This window comes from Halochromatium sp. NSM3, assembly GCF_059621085.1.
In genome coordinates this window covers 1-17,375 of the sequence record NZ_JCAQIA010000020.1, presented here as the reverse complement: position 1 = coordinate 17,375, position 17,375 = coordinate 1, and the positions used below count along the sequence as shown (strand labels likewise).

The window sequence follows — 17,375 nt, the reverse complement described above, 5'->3', positions numbered from 1 at the left end:
GCGCGCTCTAATCAGGCCGATATCATGGCGGGCTCGGGTTGATGAGAGAACCGCAACCCAGCCTCGAGGCTGTTATTGACAAACACCACGATGGCCTCGCAGATGCCTTTGCCAGGCACCACCACCCGCACCTCGGTTCCCGGCGGGGGCGCCTCGGTTTGCTGCAGCACCACCCGCGCGCCACCGAGGGAGACATCGATCAGGCGACAGGGTGCCGTGAAGCCCTGAATCCAGATCTCGCTCAGCATGTTGACCATCTTGCGCGGAAACCGGCGGCGGTCCGACTGATCCGCCGACCCTTCCGAGGAACGACTGCGTAGACTCCAAGCCGTCGCCGCGTCCCGATGGACCTCGTTCAGAGAGTAGGCATAGATCTTGGCCTGCGCCTCGGCCTCCACCGGCGGCGCGCCCAAGCGATCGATGATCGCCGAGACGAAGCGCGGCGAGACCAAATCGAACTCCGCCTTGGTGGCCAGATCCGCGCGCAACTGATCGTGGATCTTGTTCAGCACCTGAAGTCGCTGCTCCCAATTGCCGTGCTCAAGGGCGGACACCCAAAACTCAGCCAGTTCTTCGACAAGTGGCTCTAGTTTTTCCAAGCTTGGTAGGTGTTGGGACATGGCATAACTCCATAAGGGATGCGGATTCCTGACTTGAGCGTCGACGCCCGGTAGTAACACGCAGAGTGACTGATAATATCGATTTAAGCAAACAACGCGCCAAAAATAACAAAGGGTTGTTTAAGATGAGATTTACGTCACACTACCGCCCGTTTTAGCGGCGCCGCACAAAAGATGTAAAAAAAATCGACGGTTGGGCGGCCCCCTTTCAACGACCAAGCCCAACGCCACCTGGAGGATCAAACTGACCCAGAGGGCCAGGCTCAAGGCCGCAGATTCTGCTGGCGCAAGAGATCCCGGGCGAAGTCGATCGGGATCGCGTAGCTGATGCCGCTTGGGCGCTCCAGCGCGCTCTCGCGGCCTTCCTTGACGAACACCATATTGATCACACCCAGCACTCGGCCGCTGCCGGGGTCGAACATCGGGCTGCCACTGTTGCCCGGATAGGCCGTGCCATCCAACTGGAAGATGGTGTAAGGATCGCGCATGCGCCGGATCAGCCCCGGTTTCAGCTCGCGCCCGGAGCGCGCCGGCATCACCACCGGCGCCACCGCCGCGATCAAGCCCCGATGGGTGGCCGGATACAGCCCCAGGGCGGCGCCGATCGGGAAGCCGGTGAAGGCGATCTCCTGGCCTTCACGAACCGCGCTGGAATCGCCCAGCCGCAGCGCCGGCAGCGGCGAGCCCTCGATACGCAGCAGCGCCAGATCGCGCGCCTCGTCCTGCGCCACCATACGCGCCGGCCGCGCCTCGGCCTGGGAGCCGCCTTTGGGCACGAACGCGGCCAGGAACTCGCGTCGCTCCTTGTTCAGGCTGTCCGGCAGCACATGGCTGTTGGTGATCAGATGCCGACCGTCGGCGACGATGAAGCCGGTGCCGCGCAACTGCATCCGTGGTTGCCGGGTTTCTTGATAGGTGCCGATGCCGACCACCGAGGGCTTGACTCGATCAATGGCCGCCGGCAGATCGCTCGCCCCGGGACCGCTCGCGCTCAGCAGCAGCGCCAGCCCCAGTAATAATCTTGGCAGCAGCCTGCTTTTCCAGTGTGCTTTTTTAGTTTTGAACAGTGTGATGACCATGTTGTCGACTCCATCAAAGAGACCCAAATGTTGGCTACATGTTGGCTACACTATGGCAGTGCCAAACGGGCCTGGCCAGCAAGACGGCGTCATCCGAGCAGTTAGGCGTCAGAAAACTTGACATAGCCCCCGAGCAGGAAGCCGCCCCTGGCCCCACGAAAGGCTAGGCTGCTGATTTTGAAATCAAATGAAAAAACGGCACGAAAATTGCATTATTTTATACAGAGCAGTCTTGTAGCGCAGTGAACAGTCATTTCAGCCTGTCCGTTGGTACTCGGCATCGTTTGCGGTTGATGCCCAGGGCAGGCAGCAACCACCCATCAGGAGTTTTTTCAATGAATCAAGACGACAAGACGACCCCGGTTAAGCAAGATCAGGTGGCAACGCCAACGTCCCAGACTCGAAACGCGAATCAGGGGCATCAAGAGGCTCGCCGGCGTTTGCTGAAGGCTGCAACTGTGGCGCCTATTATCTACACACTGCCAAGTGGTGCAGCGCTTGCAGCGACTTCGGCAACCTGCCTAGGTGATAATGAAAATATTATTACAGGCGTCACAGAAGAAACGGAAGAAGTTGAAAACTGTGATACTGAAGGCCTAAACTGCCAGATCACCAATGAAGAAACCGGGAATCTCGAAGCTCCTGATGGCCGAGTGTTTACGCCCACCGGAACACCTAATGAATTTCATAATAATGGGAAAGACTATATCTATGAGGGTAACCAAACCCTTGTCGCAGGATCCTGCTGGAATTCGATCAACCTAAGCTCCACAAAATCCTTTGACGGATTTATCTAATAACCAGATTCGCTACGAATGTGCGCCTAGCTCTGCGTTATCGTCCAATGGATGACGGCGGCATCCTGTTCGATGAAACCACCTGGAAGACCCATATCCTCACCGCCTCGGCCGCCGTCGTCTACGAAGCCCTGGTCGAACAGGGCGGCGGGGACGCGATGACCATGGACGAGGCCGCGCAGGTATTGCGCGATACGCTCGACCTCGACCCAGGCACACCGGACATCACCCAACTCCTCGCCATGCTCAAAACGCTCGGCGTGATCTGCGGATGAGCGCGCCGAGCGCGCGGGTACGGGAGTATGATCTCGGCGAGATCAGGCAGCGCTGCCGCGCTGGACAGCTCCACATCGACTACGGCGCGGCCCTCGTGCGCGTGCGCAGCCCGCTTGATGTGTTCGCGCGAACCTTGCAGCGCACTTACGGCGCCTTTCGGCTGCCGCACTCGGTGCAAGCTGAGTGTGCCGACTATCATGTCGAAGTCATCCGGCCGTGCGGCTCGCGCGCCTTCATTCGCCCGCAATCGCAGTTTCGCATCGACGGCATTCAGCCGTTCGATCCCTTTCCACTCACGAATGCCCTGCCGCTGTTTGAATGGGGCGTGAATTGGTGCTTTGGCCAGCGCGCCAATCAATACATCCTGCTGCATGCCGGCGTCCTCGCCAAAGGCAATCGGGCCATCATCATGGCCGCCCCACCCGGCGCCGGCAAAAGCACCCTCGCCGCCGCTATGATGCTGCGCGGCTTTCGGCTCCTTTCCGACGAATTCGGCGTCTTGCGACCAGAGACTGGCGATCTCGTCGCGATGCTCAAACCCGTCGCGCTCAAAAATCAATCGATCGAGGTCATTCGCGCTTTTTCGGAGGAAGCGGTGATCGGCCCGCTGTTCACCGGAACCCGTAAGGGCGATGTCGCCCATCTCGCGCCCAACGACGCCAGCGCGGATGCGATTCACCACCCGGCTCGCCCAGCACTGGTAATCTTTCCCAGTTTCGAGGCCGGCGCGGCGCTTGCCAGCCATCGTTTGCCGGGTAAAGACGCCTTCGCCCACCTCGCCTTCAACAGCTTCAATTATCATCTGCTCGGTGCACTCGGCTTCGAGGCCGTCGCCGATGTGATCGCCGCCTGCCCGGCCTATCAGATACGCTATAGCGCTCTCGATGCGGCCATCAGCCATATCGAGGCACTGCTCGATGAGGCCAGCACGGGGGCCAGTATGGACACCAGCACGGAGGCAGCCGCCGAGGCCGGCTGACACTGACGCCAATGCCGGCTGATGCTCAGATCACGCCTAATAGGCCCAAAAGGCGCCATGCCAGACGCCCCATGCCGGCGGGCCAACACCTGTTGCCGCTGTTGAGCGACCCCGAACATGCGCGCGGCATGCAGCTCGCCGATTGGGACGACACCCTGCGCCTTGCCCGCCAGGCGCGCGTGCTCGGGATGCTCGCGCATCGGCTGCGAACGGAGCAAGGGTCCGAAGAACACTGGCGCGCGATCCCGGAACGCGTGCGCGGCCACCTGCAAGCCGCGATCAATGTCGGCGCCTACCGCGCACATCTGGTGCGAATGGAGCTGCGCGATCTGGAACGCGCGCTACCGGCCGATCTTCCGGTGACCCTGCTCAAGGGCGCCGCCTATCTGCTGCAAGACCTCCCGCTCACCCGAGGTCGCGCGCCCAACGATGTCGATCTGCTGGTGCGCCGGCCCGATCTCGATCGGGCCGAGGCCGCGCTGAAGAACGCCGGCTGGCAAGCCGAAGCCAAAGACGCCTACGACGAGCGCTATTACCGTGAGTGGAGCCACGAACTGCCACCACTGCGTTATCCAAACCACCCGCTCGAGGTCGACCTGCATCATACGATCACCCCGGTCACCAGCCGCACCCGCGCCGATGATGCGCTGTTGTTCGCCAATTTGCGACCCATCCCAGGCTCGCGTTTTCTCGCGATCGGTCCAGCGGATCAGATCATCCACGCCGTGATCCACCTGTTCCAGGACTCCGAACTCGACGGCGAGTTACGCGGCCTCGTCGATATCGATGCCCTGCTGCGCACGCACCTGCGCAGCGACGACGACTGGCAGGCCCTCATCGCGCGCGCGCATCACCATCAAGCCTCGCGCCTGCTCTGGTATGCGCTGCACTACTGCCGCCATTGGCTGCAGACGCCGATGCCCGAGGATTTGGCACACGACGATGACGATCTGGCGTTGGCACCACCTCCTGCCATTGCCCGCGCGGCGCTGGATTGGATCTTCACGCGCATCGGCCCGCCGCGCCTGCCCGAGACCCCGCCAACCCTGGCTCAACGTCTCGCCACTCAGGCCGGCCTGGTCCGTTACCATGTTCGGCGCATGCCGACGGCGCTGCTAGCCCGGCATCTGCTCCACAAGGGCTGGGTCGCGGTCGCGTCCAGCAACACGCGCAACGGGCAATAACAGAGGACACCCGAGGATGCAGGCCAGCCAGACATCGCACCGCAGCATCGTGGCGATCGTCCTGGCGCTCATCACTTACGGCTCGCTGTATCCGCTCGCGATCTCGCTCGAGGCCGGAAACGCCGACACCTGGGCGCGGTTCTTCTCGGCATGGGGCGGCCAAGACTCGCTCGGCGATCTCGTCGGCAACATCGCCTTATTCGTCCCGCTCGGCTTTTTCGCCGCCACTGGCGTCGCGCCAGACCGGCGTGCGCCTCAGTTCATTGCCATCCTGTTCTGGGGCGTCCTGTTCGCCTTCGTGCTGCAGGTGCTGCAGATCTACATCCCCGCGCGCGATGCAGCGCTGATCGATGTGGTCTGGAACGCCGTCGGCCTTGGTATCGGGCTCGCACTGGCCTCTGCGGCCTTCACCACACGCTGGCTCGGGCGTATTGCCGATCAGCCCCTGCCGATGGCCACACTGCTGGTCGCCGCCCTGTGGGGCGCCGCCGAACTCGTGCCCCTGGTGCCCAGCATCGACCTGCAACTGATCAAGGACAGCCTCAAGCCGCTGCTGCTCGAGCCGCAATGGTCGCTCCTCGACAGCCTGGCGGCAGCCGTCGGCATCGGCGTGCTCGGCCAGGCGCTGGCGCGCATCCTGGGCGAGCGCATGAGCCTCGCCTGGCTGCTGCTTGCCGCGCTGCTGGTGCTCGCGGCCAAGCCGTTCATCCTCGTCGTCGAACTCGACCTCTCGACCGTCATCGGTTTCGGCCTCGGCTGCCTGGCCTGGGCGGTGCTGCTGGGCGTCGACGGGCGAGCGCGCGCCCTCATGTTGCTGCTTGGGCTCGTCTTCGTCTTGACCGCCCGTAGCCTCGAACCCTTCCAGCTCACGCACGGGACCAATCTCATGGGCTGGATTCCGTTCGCCGAGGTGCTCGAAGGATCGATGCTGATCAATTCCCGCGCACTCGCAAGCCACCTGTTCTTCTATACCGCGATCCTCTGGTTGGTCCAGCAACGCGGTGGCTCACTGCGCGCGGCCAGCCTGATGCTTGCGCTCTGGGTGACGCTGCTCGAGATCGCGCAGGTCTTCCTCGTCGGCCGGACACCCTCGATCACCGAGCCGATTTGGGTCATCCTGGTTGCCGTCATGCTCGCTCGTTTGAGGGATAAACAACAGCCTATCGATGAGCAGCATCGCCTCGCCCCTCGACCCCTCGATGAGGTTGCGTCGCAGCACGCCTTTGCGTCGCAACCCGTTGACACCCACCCACCAGCGTCATCGCTCGCCGCAGCCAGACCGTGGCGCTGGGTCCTCATCCCATTCGCGCTGACCGCCGCCATTGGCGCGATCCCGCTCTGGGTGCTGGTCAGGCTGCCTGGCATCCCCTACAACCTGCGCGAGCTGCTGCATGGCGGCTCCAATCCGCTCGCCGCCTGGGTCTTCGTGCTGGCGTTACTCTGGATTGGGGCCGGGGCGGCCTGGATGGGCGAGCAGATCCATCGCGCCCGCTGGCCAATCCTCCGCATCCCGCTGACCGCCTTCGCCGCCGCCATGGTCAGCCTGCTGTTGCTCATGCTCAGCGTCACCCAGGAGAGCATCCTGGATATCGCCGGCTCGACCAACCTGCACTGGTTCGTCACCAACCGAGACATCTGGGGCGTGCAGGCCCGTGTCCTGTTCCTCGCGCTCGGCCCGGACCTCGTCGCTTTCATCGAACGTCCGGTGCGCTTCGCGGCGCTCTACGGTCCCGTGGTCATCTTCCTCGCTATCGCGCAAGCGGCCTGGCTGCAACGGCAACAGAAGGATTCACTCGATGCGATCGCGGCACGCGTGGGCTGGTTGATGCTCAGCGCCGTCCCTTGGCTCTGGCTGTGCAAAGCCATCGCCTTCGATTGGTCCTCGACCGATAACCTGAACGAACTCATCACCCGCCAAGGCCCGTTCGGCATCCATGGCGACTATTACATCTACACATTGATCGCCGTGCTCGCCGTCAACGCGGTTTTGATCGCACATGTGCGCTCCCTGCGCGCAGCGCTCATCGCCCTGTTCGTGAGTCTCCTCATCGTGCCGATAGCCTGGTGGCTACTCAACCAAGCACTCGCCGACCAGGTGCAGAAGTACGGTTTAACCTTCTCTGGAATACAGTTCTTGCTCGGGCCGGATCGCAGTGAGCTGCTGAGCGAGAAGGTCTTGCTCGCGCGCGGGGTCGCCGTGCAGATTGCCGCCGTCATGGTCTTCGCGCTCGGCTTGAGACTGGCAACACCGGTGTTTGCGCCCGCGCCGAGGGCAGTGCAGCCGTTGCAAGTGCGTGCCGAGCCGCCGCCCGCTGCACCGCAAGCGCGCGCCGACCCGACCCTCACGGCCAGATTGACCGAGCAACAGGTCGACTTCCTCGACCAGGTCGCCAAGCAGCTCGGCCTCGACTTGCAGGGCGCGATTCGGCGCGTTGTCGATGTCGTGCTCAATGAATATGCGGAGGCAACGCTGGTGGAGCGTCTGCGCCGCCACACCACCACCTACCGGGTGGACGACCCCGGCCAGTTGCTCATCGAACAAACCCTCGCGCTGCGCGAGGACCAGGTACACCGGATCGGGGAACTCGCTGCCCAAGCCGGCATCAGCACATCGCGCACCATGCGTCGCGCGGTGCGGTTGTTCATGGAAGACGTCGCTTCCCCCTAACATGCCTAGCGCCGCAGGCGCAAAATTGCTACGTTAGCCACGCGCATCATAAAGCTGTAGGCCCGAGCCCGTGCAATCGAACGACATACCATGGCAAACCCAGACACATGCTGAATTTGTCGATTATTACGCCCGGCAAAGTCTGACTTCCGAGTCACGGGAGCGATCCCAACGACTGCGGGACAAGCTGCTGGCCTTTCACGGCGCGACTCGCGTACCGCTCAACATCGCGGACATCGGCTGCAACGCCGGCACCCAAAGCCGCGTCTGGGCGGAACTCGGTCATCAGGTCTACGGCGTCGACATCAACCAGGAACTGGTGCAGATCGCGCACCAGCGCCTGCGCGATGCCGACCTCGATGTGAAACTCCAGCTTGCATCGGCGACCTCCCTGCCCTTCCGTGATCGCTCGATGGATGTGTGCATCGCCCCGGAATTGCTCGAGCATGTCGCCGAATGGGAAACATGCCTCGCGGAGTTCGCCCGTATCCTCCGACCCGGTGGCGTGCTCTTCATCAGTACGACCAACCGGCTCTGCCCCGTGCAGAACGAATTCTCCCTGCCCTTGTACAGTTGGTATCCCAAACCGCTCAAGCGCCATTATGAACGTCTAGCGGTCACGACGCGGCCAGAATTGGCGAATTACGCAGCTTATCCAGCGGTCAACTGGTTTACCTATTTTCAACTGCGCGATTTCTTGAGCGCCTTCGGCATGGAATCCCGCGATCGTTTCGATCTCATGGATGACAACGGCAGCCCCTTACGACGGCTTGCCCTGGCGATGATTCGTCGCGTTCCTCCGCTGCGCTGGCTCGCACATACGGTGAGCCCATCGACAGCCTTATTCGCCCGCAAGGTCCACGCCTAACCATGTCTTCGACCCCGTCCATCTCGGTCGTCATCCCCGCTTACAATGCGCGGGCGTTCATTGGCGAGGCCATCGAGAGCGTGCAGGCACAGGACATTGCCAACCTCCAGATCATCGTCGTCGATGACGGGTCAACCGACGGCACAGCAGAGCAGGTCGCCCGTGAACACCCCGAGGTGGAGCTGGTCCGCAAGGAGAATGGCGGCGCCGCAACCGCGCGGAACGCCGGCATCGCAAGGGCTGAAGGCAACTTTATCGCCTTTCTCGATGCGGACGACCTCTGGCTGCCTGGAAAGCTCAGCGCTCAACGCCATCACCTAGAGACCCATCCCGAGATCGAACTGGTCTGCACCCAATTCGCGCGTTGGGAACAGAACCAGGATGGCAGCTATCCGCCGCTGGAAACCCTCATGGCCGATGCCAAGGCGATTCCGGAAACCGAGCTGGATGACGACCTCTCCGGCTGGGTTTACCACAAACTCCTACTGGATTGTCATGTCTGGACCTCGACGGTGATGCTACGCCGGTCGGCCTTAGAAAAAATCGGAACCTTCGATGAAACGCTGCGGCTCGGCCAGGACTATGATTTTTGGCTCCGCGCGTCACGCATCACGCAGATCCACACCTTGCGCCGCCCGATGGCGCTCTATCGCCAGCATCCCAGCAGCGCAACCGTCAGAGGGGCATCCGTCAACTACGGTGCCAAGATACTGACCCAAGCCGTCAAGCGTTGGGGATGCGGCAGCCCCAATGGCGAAAGTGTGCCGTTACGGCAGGTCCGCAAGCGCATCGCGGGCATCCACTTTGACCTCGGCTATCGGCGCTATTGCAACGCTGATTATCGCCTTGCGGCAAAAGACTTCACAGCTTCACTGATGCAATCACCCTGGCAACCTCGGACGTGGCTCTATTTGGTCATCTCAAGCGTTCTTATATTCGCGCCGAGGCGTTCAACGCCCACTCGCTCACACGGCTAACGCCAAGCATTGGATCATGTTCAAAACACTCGCAAAAATCAAAGCGCTACTCGATCCACGCGACTACACAAAAGTCTTCATACTGCTGTTCTTGATGATCGTGACGGCGTTTATGCAGACAGCAGGAATTGCATCGATCATGCCATTCCTTGCGGTCCTGTCGAATCCAGACATCATCGACACGAATATCTGGCTCAATAAAGCATTTGACGCACTCGATTTTGAGTCAAAGGATCGCTTTCTCTATTTTTTGGGAACAGCCGCCTTTGGGGTCTTCGTCTCTGGAACCGCATTGCAGGCACTGACCCAATGGGCCATTACCCGTTATTCCCATCTGCAACAATACGAACTGTCCCGTCGCCTGATGGCGGACTACCTCCGCAGACCGTACAGTTTCTTTCTGAATCGCAATTCAGGCGATCTCGCTAAGAATGTCCTGCAAGAGACGGCACAGGCCATCAATGGTGGATTGATGCCGGCCATGCGCCTCGCGAGCCAGGTTCTACTTGCAGGCGCGATTGTCGCCCTCTTGATTGCGATTTACCCAGTCCTGGCCATGATCGTTGCGCTCACGCTCGGGAGCGTCTACGGATTGATCTATTTGCTCGCCAGAACGTGGCTCAACAAAATCGGTCAAGACCGAGTTCAAGCCAACCGTGAACGCTTCACTGTGGCTGCTGAAGCCTTTGCCGGCTCGAAAGAAATTCGCCTGCTAGGACGGGAATTCGATTATTTGGAGCGTTACCGAAATCCATCCAAGCGTTTTGCAAAACATCAAGCTAACTCAATCCTTCTTCAAAATCTTCCTCAGTATGCAATTGAAGCCATCGCTTTTGGCGGCATATTAATCATTGTGCTATTTTTAATGGATGGCCATGGTGGCATTGAGACAGCCCTTCCTCTCATTGGTGCTTATGGGCTTGCTGGACGCCAGATAATACCCGCATTCCAGAAAATATTTAGTAGTGTAGCACAAATGCGTTTTAACACAGCAGCGGTCGACAATATCCTTGCTGATCTGGGTTCCCAATCCGGCTCGATTGCATTACCACAACGGGGGGGGGGATTGAAGCCTCTGATCCCTTCTAAAAAGATCACGCTAAACGACATTACTTACAATTACCCCGGCAGCGAAGAAGCCGCACTAAAAAAATTAAATCTGACTATCCAGGCAAACACCACCGTCGGCTTCGTTGGTCCTTCCGGTGCCGGCAAGAGCACTTTGGTCGATTTGCTGCTTGGGCTTCTACCAGCCGACAAAGGCGAAATCCATATTGATGATCAGCCTCTGACGGAAACAAATACTAGGAACTGGCAAGCAGCGATTGGTTATGTCCCACAACATATCTTTTTAGCTGATCAAAGCGTTGCTTCAAATATTGCGCTAGGACTACCGGAGTCGCAGATCGATCATGTAGCGGTCGAGAGTGCCGCCCGACTCGCCAACCTACACGATTTCGTGATCAGCGAGCTTCCCCAAGGGTATAACACCATCATTGGCGAGCGTGGGGTTCGTCTCTCAGGAGGACAACGCCAGCGGATTGGCATTGCCAGGGCCCTGTATAGAGACCCTGCCGTGATCTTCTTCGACGAGGCTACCAGTGCTCTGGATAACGCGACTGAACGAGCCGTGATGGAAGCTATTCATAATTTGAGTGGCACAAAAACGATTTTGCTAGTGGCGCACCGGCTGAGCACTGTTAAGCCATGCGATTGCATTTATGTACTAGTCCGTGGTGAACTAGCTGAACAAGGAAGCTGGGATAAATTAATAGGTCATGAAGGATCGCAATTCCAAAGATTAGCTTCTGGACTAGATTAACTGGACTCTGCTCTAACTATCAAAGGCTTCACAGAGAGCATTGCAAAGAACATTAGGATAACGCGTTGAACCCAAAGGAATCCCTGAAGCCATCTGCACAAGTTGCTCCCCAGGAAGGTGGTTAGCTTCAATGAGAACAGGACCATCCGCGAGAATAGCAATGTCCCAACCTATGATCGGTATACGGGTATTTAGATGCTGGTGAGCAGCTATGCCCAACTGTATGGTTTCTTTCCAATAAGGCAAAACCTGGTCTTTTATAATTGCTTTTGTAGTAGGGTTCCTACCGAACAAAGGCAATGGATAGCTGCCTCTTTTCTGTATTGCTAATCCACATTTACCTGTTTCAAAATTAATACCACTTGCTAGCCCTCCTTGGTCAAAATTATCAACATCGACATTACCTATAGGTATGCGTAGTGCTGCAGCTAGTAGGAAAACCGGTGCTTCTTTTTTCTCTCGCACAGTCATGATACGAACTGTGCTTAGAGAGCCGTTCCCCATTGATAAAATAACTGGATGGTTTACCAATCTCGGCTGCAACAGGTACGGCGTTTCCAGCTTAACGGCAGATTGATGAAGATACCTTATCAACCCCCTAGCATCTAAACGCTTGTCTTCAATAGCGTTTTCCCAGAAAGAGCCGTTACTGCTTGAACGGTATCGCCAAAGCGTTACACCATGCCCGGCCCGCCCTTGATTTGGCTTTGCAATCAAATCGGTCGATTGGAAATCAGAGTCAGAAAAAGAAAGATTTTTGCTGCTAATGTTCGAAATAACCGAGTAGCTCTTGACCGCATTTAGATCGTTCGACGCGCACCATTTCTCAAATGCAAGCTTATCTGTAAAGATCACATCATCAACTTGTTGTGGAAGGCGGTGCACTAATACTTGGAGCAGCTTGCCTGACTGAGCCAGATATTCACGCTGCTTTGCACGACGATCATGCTGGAAAAGGTGGTATCGATAATAGGTTGTAGCCTCAATATCGGTGCCAACTGCGAGTCTTAGCAGATCAAATAGCTGGCGCGTCTTACTGACTCCATCAGTAGAATGAACCTTATCACCATAAGCCTTTAAAGCTTGCAAGCATCCTTTGACCCGTATTGCGGGCAACAAAAAAAGATTCCAAATTGATAATGCTCGCTCAAGCGGCGCACGTGGCTTAGCCCACCATACCCAAAAAAGCCATTTACGCAGCTCTTTAAGGCCGGGATTCCCCTGACATAAAAACCATCGAGCAATGACCGATGGCTGAGGTCGATACCAATAGGGATACTTTTTATTCATTTTAGTGTTTTATACCAAAATAATATTTTTATTAATTAGCTATCCGGCTATAAATCTCTTAGATAAAGAACTGCTTACCTTTAATCAGATTTATGCAAGGAAACACTGGAATTAAGCACATCAAGAGCATTTCTGATTAACACAGAAGATTTTTCAAGGCCTGCATTAACTAGAGAATCGTCATCTTCGCTAAAATGTTTTAGCACAATTGCTCCAGAATCACGATTCACATTATCTGATGTCCGTACCCCCACCCTCACACGCGTCATGAAACCATCGTTTCCAAGTGCTGAGAAGATTGATCTCAGCCCCTTATGGCCACTATCGCTACCGCTATATTTTAGCCGAGCCTCAGAAAGGGGTAAATCTGTATCGTCATGAGCAACTATAATTCTTTGGAAATGAATGCCCATCCGGCGGCGTAGGGCGTCAACCACTGGGCCGCAGTGGTTGACAACCGCACTTGGTTTAAAAAGAATCACATCACTTGTCTCTATATTTGCTTGAAGGATTTGACCTTCAGGTATATCAACCCATTCTTTATCTTTATCAAGCGATTGAGCTAGCCTGTCGAGCACAGCCGCGCCTATGTTGTGAGGCGTATCATTATAGGATGTGCCTGGATTTCCCAAACCCACAATTAAATAAGCGTTAGATTCGGTTGTTGATAAGTCTATGTCGGTTATAGCCGATGGGCGCAACTGAGTATCAACAAACCCATCCCTCTCAATGAATTCACAACGATCGCAGAAGCGGTTTTTACCACAGTCAGCAATCCAGCATCCAACATGCCGCTGTCGGGCCAATATAAGCCGCACGAGGTGATCTGCTCGATTCGATCCTTTTAGTATTACTAAATCTCCTTGTCTCAACTCTTTTTCAAGAAACCGATGAGCATCTTGAATCTGAGTAAAACCGTGTAAACTAATATCATCCTCGCCATTGCGTGCCTTGAGTGCACGTAGAGCATGAGGCCCTACAAACACAACGAGATCTGCAACTTCGCGTAACTTTCGAGCGACTTTCGGATAAAGTTTTGAGGCAGAAAGCGAATAATCGGAAAGGGTACCTATGATAGCGATTTTACGTTCAGCTTTAGCATTTTCTATAAAGTCCAAGATTGCCTGTAAAGTCCAATGAGGTGCCTTATAGTCATCTCGTAAAAAAATAACACCATCTGCGTCAGTAACAATCTGCATACGCCCAGTGGTCGGTCTTGCATTAGCAACTCCGACTATAGCATCTTCTATGGATAATCCTGCCGCTAAACCAATCCCGATAGCCGCGAGAACAGGTACAGCTAGATGGGTACCATAAATTCCAGTTTTGCAGGTGTATCGATGACCTTCATAATACAACTCTAAGACAAGTGTTTCTGGATAATTAGAGGTAACTTCTAACAAGCGCAAATCCGCATCTTCGGAACGACCAAACCACAATTTTCGAGCTTTAGTTTTCTTTGCAACACTCCGAATAAGAGGGTCGTCTTGATTTAACACAGCGGTACCGGTTTTTGGCAACGCATTAATCAACTTTGCCTTTTCTTCTGCAATTGCCTCTATAGAACCAAACTTCTTAATATGATCTCGGCCTATTACTGTCATTGCAGCAATATCTGGTCGACATAACTGGACTCGATCATCGATTGTCCCAGGGCCGCTAGTCGCTATTTCAAGTACTACGAAGCAGACATTACGCGGTAGCTCTACGATTGCTTTTGCGATATCACTAAGATAATTAAGGCTAAGCGCGTTCCCCTTAGTTTTTCCTAGCTCTTCAAGAACCGATACCGTCAAATCTTTTGTGGTTGTTTTACCGACAGAACCGGTGATGCCAATAAATTTGGTTTTATTAAGGCTGGCCCTCCAAATCTTGGCCTGTATTAATCTTATGTTCGCTTGCAATTTTTCATAACGCCAGGCTGAACCTGCCCTGATACGATCAAAAAAAATTACTTTCATTTATCAAACCTTTAATATCGCATTTATTATATTGAGACCCATCCTTTTTATTTTTGTTTTCAATCTGTCAACAAAACATAGTTTTATGTTTTCTAAAAGCTCACTCGATTCATTGAAATCAGAAATAAAATTATTCTCCCACTCTTTGTTTCTATTGTTGCTTTGCTTTCTTGTAACTTGTTCTTTTGGTATGCACTCCTCATCAAGCTCTAAGCTCATAAATTCTGCTATCTCTTTTATCGATTGAACTAAATCTTGAGAAACTTGATCGAAGTTCATTTCGATATAGTTGCATCCGCTAGCAGCTAGAGTGTATCTCCATGAAGAGTTATCAAGAATTATTTTGCGCAGACGATTATCAATATGCTTAAAACGATATTCTGGGTTTTCGTTAATTGGTTTTTGTCCTGATATCCATACACCTGTTTGACTAGCTATAGATAACGATATAGCTTGCTTTAAAACATCCTGCCTAGAAAGAAGTACAAAGTAGGCGTTTGGGAAAATTTTTACTAAATTTTGAAAGCCTCCAAACTGTTTGATATGCGAATAATGAATTTTTATTCCGAAAACACCATTAGGTGATGTTCTTTTTCGCTGTAGCTCAGCTAATACCTCTCGCAATTCTTTGATTTTTAGACGTTTTTTCCACTCTGCCAAATTTGCTGGATTTACATATTCCAAAGGGAATCCAAATTTATTTGTTTTGTGTAGCGCATGCCCTAACATATGGCTACCGCATCTTCCTGTCGATGCGATTATCAAAATCTTGGTAGGCTTTTCTTGTCTTGGAAAATCATATTGCTCTGAAAACTGATCTTCATATAGATGCATCAAATAATCCTCATGGGCTTTTAAAATAACTTTAAATGCTGTTTTAACTAAAATCTTTGTTGAACCTATAAATTGCTTCCTGTAGCTTTTCTTTTCTATTTTCGAGAATTGATTCTTGGCCTAATAAAAAACGACCTCTGTTTTTTATTTTTTTTATAGACATAATAAATGCTTGTCTTTTTATTTTAGAAACAACTTTCCCCTTAAATCCAGGTGATGGCTGAGGCCAAATGATCGGAATTGATTGCAAATTAGCTTCGATTTCCATTGATTGCAGCCAATCGCGCCATTTGAATTGAAGAATTTTTGTTGAGTTTGAAACTGGATACCACGGTATACGCAGCGCTTCTGCTAGAATAGCTCCATGCATTGCTGAGCAAATAATACGTTCTGATTTTTTTGCTTCATCAATAACATCCATCGGCTCGCCAGCCGGTGAAATATAGAAAATACCCGCTTCTTCAACGTGCTCACGCAATCGCGGAGAGTCAATGCCTACATGCGGAATAAAAGAACAATTATGTTCTTTTACGCTATCGATCTTTACAAGCTCGTTGATTAGAATAGCAGGATCTGTTATCGCATACTGTCTATGAACTCCTAGGGCGTCAGCAGTTAATGGCCCACGCAGACAGTGAATATTCCATTTTTTTATATCCGTTGGTATTTTCCCATATCCTGCGCCACCCCCCATAATATGAATCTGTTCAGCATTAGTTGGAAGCTGGTCGTTTAGCAGCGTTCCAATGCCTACAAAGAGTTGATTAGATTCTTGAGAAAATTCTTTTTTTATATAATGTGACCAGAACCAAGGATTTATGCTATCCCCAAAGTTTTGATATCTATTGAAATAAAAAAGCTTCACTGAGATTACCTTATTGAGCTAAATGAAAATCATTCAAAACTTATAAAATTGCTTAGTTTTATGTATACCTTTCCAAATAAATTATCACCGAAAACCCCAAAGACAATTTTTCGATATGCTGCAATATCTGATCGCAGTTCAGGATGATTTTTTTTGAGGAGGAGCAAAAATTTCAACCCCTGAAAAAAACTCTGATCCCAAGTGCGCCTTATCAGTGCCTTTCTAAGACATTGCAATCTCGCTTTCTCAGGCATACCATTATCTCCACCCCAAGTGTAAAGCTTTTTGTACGCAACCGCCCATGAGCGATGTAATTTTTGCGTGTTTGTAATTCGATTTGTATCATGCACTCCGCGCATGGCAACGGGTTGATCTATTACGCCGGCCACTAAATTGCAGGTTGCAGCGATCCTTATAGTAAGATCAGTATCTTCTGCAAATTCTAGATCTTCATCAAACAAGCCAGACTTACTAAATACTGTTTTGCGAACTGTTAGAGCATCTAAGTGAAAATGCCCGTGATATTGTTTGCTAATCCCTAATAAAACATAAAGCAACTCATCTGGAGCTGGCGAGCCAGATATTGTTGTCAACTGCATCATTTTAGAATTTTTGAAACGCGTTTTGCCAAGATCTGTCATAAAGTGGGCGCCGATTGCTCCATAGATACCTTCTACACCTGGCTTTTCATTGAAAATGGTCTCTTCAGCGTCAAATCTATTGGGTAAGTAAAAATCATCAGCATCCAAAAAAGCAATATAATCGCTTGTAGCTCGGTTGATACCAAGGTTACGAGAAGCAGACACCCCTTTGTTTTCTTTCTTTGGATGCTGGTAAACTTTAATTTTATGATTTTTTTCTTTCAACTTCAGGCTTAATTCTAAAGTTCCATCCTGCGAACCGTCGTCAACAATAATAACTTCTTGAACATCAGGAAAATCAACAGCAGACTTTATTGCTGTTTCAAGGTATTTTTCTGCGTTATATGCCGGGATCACGACAGAAATATTTAATCTACTCACAGCGGCCTCTTTTTATACAATTAGTAGTTTTAGTAAGCAAAAAGCATTTAAGATTTGACTATCTCTTCGAATTCCAAAAAATACACGGATTTAATCAAATACCAAGGCATACGATTTTTTCGTTTGAGCAAAT

The 17,375-nt window shown here is 53.1% G+C and carries 15 protein-coding genes; 8 read left to right on the top strand and 7 right to left on the bottom strand.

Going from position 1 to position 17,375, the window contains the following annotated elements; all coding sequences use genetic code 11:
• Positions 1 to 11: 11 nt before the first annotated feature.
• Together AC54T3_RS10050 and AC54T3_RS10045 are read right to left on the bottom strand one after the other, a co-directional pair.
• Positions 12 to 620: a PilZ domain-containing protein gene (locus AC54T3_RS10050; protein WP_496624403.1), complete on the bottom strand. Its 609-nt coding sequence runs from the start codon at positions 618 to 620 to the stop codon at positions 12 to 14.
• Positions 621 to 883: 263 nt separating this feature from the next.
• Positions 884 to 1,699, bottom strand: coding sequence for a S1C family serine protease (locus tag AC54T3_RS10045; RefSeq protein ID WP_496624401.1), 816 nt, complete (start codon positions 1,697 to 1,699; stop codon positions 884 to 886).
• Positions 1,700 to 2,034: 335 nt separating this feature from the next.
• Here AC54T3_RS10045 and AC54T3_RS10040 point away from each other — a divergent pair, with 335 nt between their 5' ends.
• From AC54T3_RS10040 to AC54T3_RS10005, 8 genes are all read left to right on the top strand, one after another.
• A complete protein-coding gene (locus AC54T3_RS10040; protein ID WP_496624400.1) occupies positions 2,035 to 2,496 on the top strand; it encodes a hypothetical protein in 462 nt (153 codons plus the stop codon).
• Between the two features lie 47 nt (positions 2,497 to 2,543).
• Positions 2,544 to 2,771: an HPr-rel-A system PqqD family peptide chaperone gene (locus AC54T3_RS10035; RefSeq protein WP_496624399.1), complete on the top strand. Its 228-nt coding sequence runs from the start codon at positions 2,544 to 2,546 to the stop codon at positions 2,769 to 2,771.
• Complete coding sequence (locus tag AC54T3_RS10030; RefSeq protein ID WP_496624397.1) at positions 2,768 to 3,751, top strand: HprK-related kinase A; 984 nt, start codon at positions 2,768 to 2,770, stop codon at positions 3,749 to 3,751. The genes AC54T3_RS10035 and AC54T3_RS10030 overlap by 4 nt, the downstream gene beginning before the upstream one ends.
• A 71-nt stretch (positions 3,752 to 3,822) precedes the next feature.
• Positions 3,823 to 4,935: a nucleotidyltransferase domain-containing protein gene (locus AC54T3_RS10025; RefSeq protein WP_496624396.1), complete on the top strand. Its 1,113-nt coding sequence runs from the start codon at positions 3,823 to 3,825 to the stop codon at positions 4,933 to 4,935.
• Positions 4,936 to 4,951: 16 nt separating this feature from the next.
• Positions 4,952 to 7,603, top strand: a complete 2,652-nt coding sequence (locus AC54T3_RS10020) for a VanZ family protein (protein ID WP_496624394.1) — start codon at positions 4,952 to 4,954, stop codon at positions 7,601 to 7,603.
• Between the two features lie 70 nt (positions 7,604 to 7,673).
• On the top strand, positions 7,674 to 8,471 hold the full coding sequence (locus AC54T3_RS10015) for a class I SAM-dependent methyltransferase (protein WP_496624392.1): 798 nt from the start codon (positions 7,674 to 7,676) through the stop codon (positions 8,469 to 8,471).
• Positions 8,472 to 8,473: 2 nt separating this feature from the next.
• Positions 8,474 to 9,448, top strand: coding sequence for a glycosyltransferase family 2 protein (locus tag AC54T3_RS10010; RefSeq protein WP_496624391.1), 975 nt, complete (start codon positions 8,474 to 8,476; stop codon positions 9,446 to 9,448).
• 16 nt (positions 9,449 to 9,464) lie between these two features.
• The gene (locus AC54T3_RS10005; RefSeq protein ID WP_496624389.1) at positions 9,465 to 11,270 is read left to right on the top strand and encodes an ABC transporter ATP-binding protein; all 1,806 of its coding nucleotides are present in this window, start codon (positions 9,465 to 9,467) and stop codon (positions 11,268 to 11,270) included.
• Between the two features lie 12 nt (positions 11,271 to 11,282).
• Here AC54T3_RS10005 and AC54T3_RS10000 read toward each other — a convergent pair whose 3' ends face one another.
• The 5 genes from AC54T3_RS10000 to AC54T3_RS09980 all read right to left on the bottom strand — a co-directional run bounded on the left by AC54T3_RS10000 (position 11,283) and on the right by AC54T3_RS09980 (position 17,242).
• On the bottom strand, positions 11,283 to 12,560 hold the full coding sequence (locus tag AC54T3_RS10000; RefSeq protein WP_496624388.1) for a sugar-transfer associated ATP-grasp domain-containing protein: 1,278 nt from the start codon (positions 12,558 to 12,560) through the stop codon (positions 11,283 to 11,285).
• 80 nt (positions 12,561 to 12,640) lie between these two features.
• Entirely contained in the window at positions 12,641 to 14,521 is a 1,881-nt protein-coding gene (gene pth / locus AC54T3_RS09995) for an aminoacyl-tRNA hydrolase (RefSeq protein ID WP_496624386.1), read from the bottom strand.
• A 3-nt stretch (positions 14,522 to 14,524) separates the two neighbouring features.
• On the bottom strand, positions 14,525 to 15,355 hold the full coding sequence (locus tag AC54T3_RS09990; protein WP_496624385.1) for a Stf0 family sulfotransferase: 831 nt from the start codon (positions 15,353 to 15,355) through the stop codon (positions 14,525 to 14,527).
• A gap of 43 nt (positions 15,356 to 15,398) precedes the next feature.
• Entirely contained in the window at positions 15,399 to 16,220 is an 822-nt protein-coding gene (locus tag AC54T3_RS09985) for a polysaccharide pyruvyl transferase family protein (protein ID WP_496624383.1), read from the bottom strand.
• A gap of 29 nt (positions 16,221 to 16,249) precedes the next feature.
• Complete coding sequence (locus AC54T3_RS09980; protein ID WP_496624382.1) at positions 16,250 to 17,242, bottom strand: glycosyltransferase family 2 protein; 993 nt, start codon at positions 17,240 to 17,242, stop codon at positions 16,250 to 16,252.
• Positions 17,243 to 17,375: the final 133 nt, after the last annotated feature.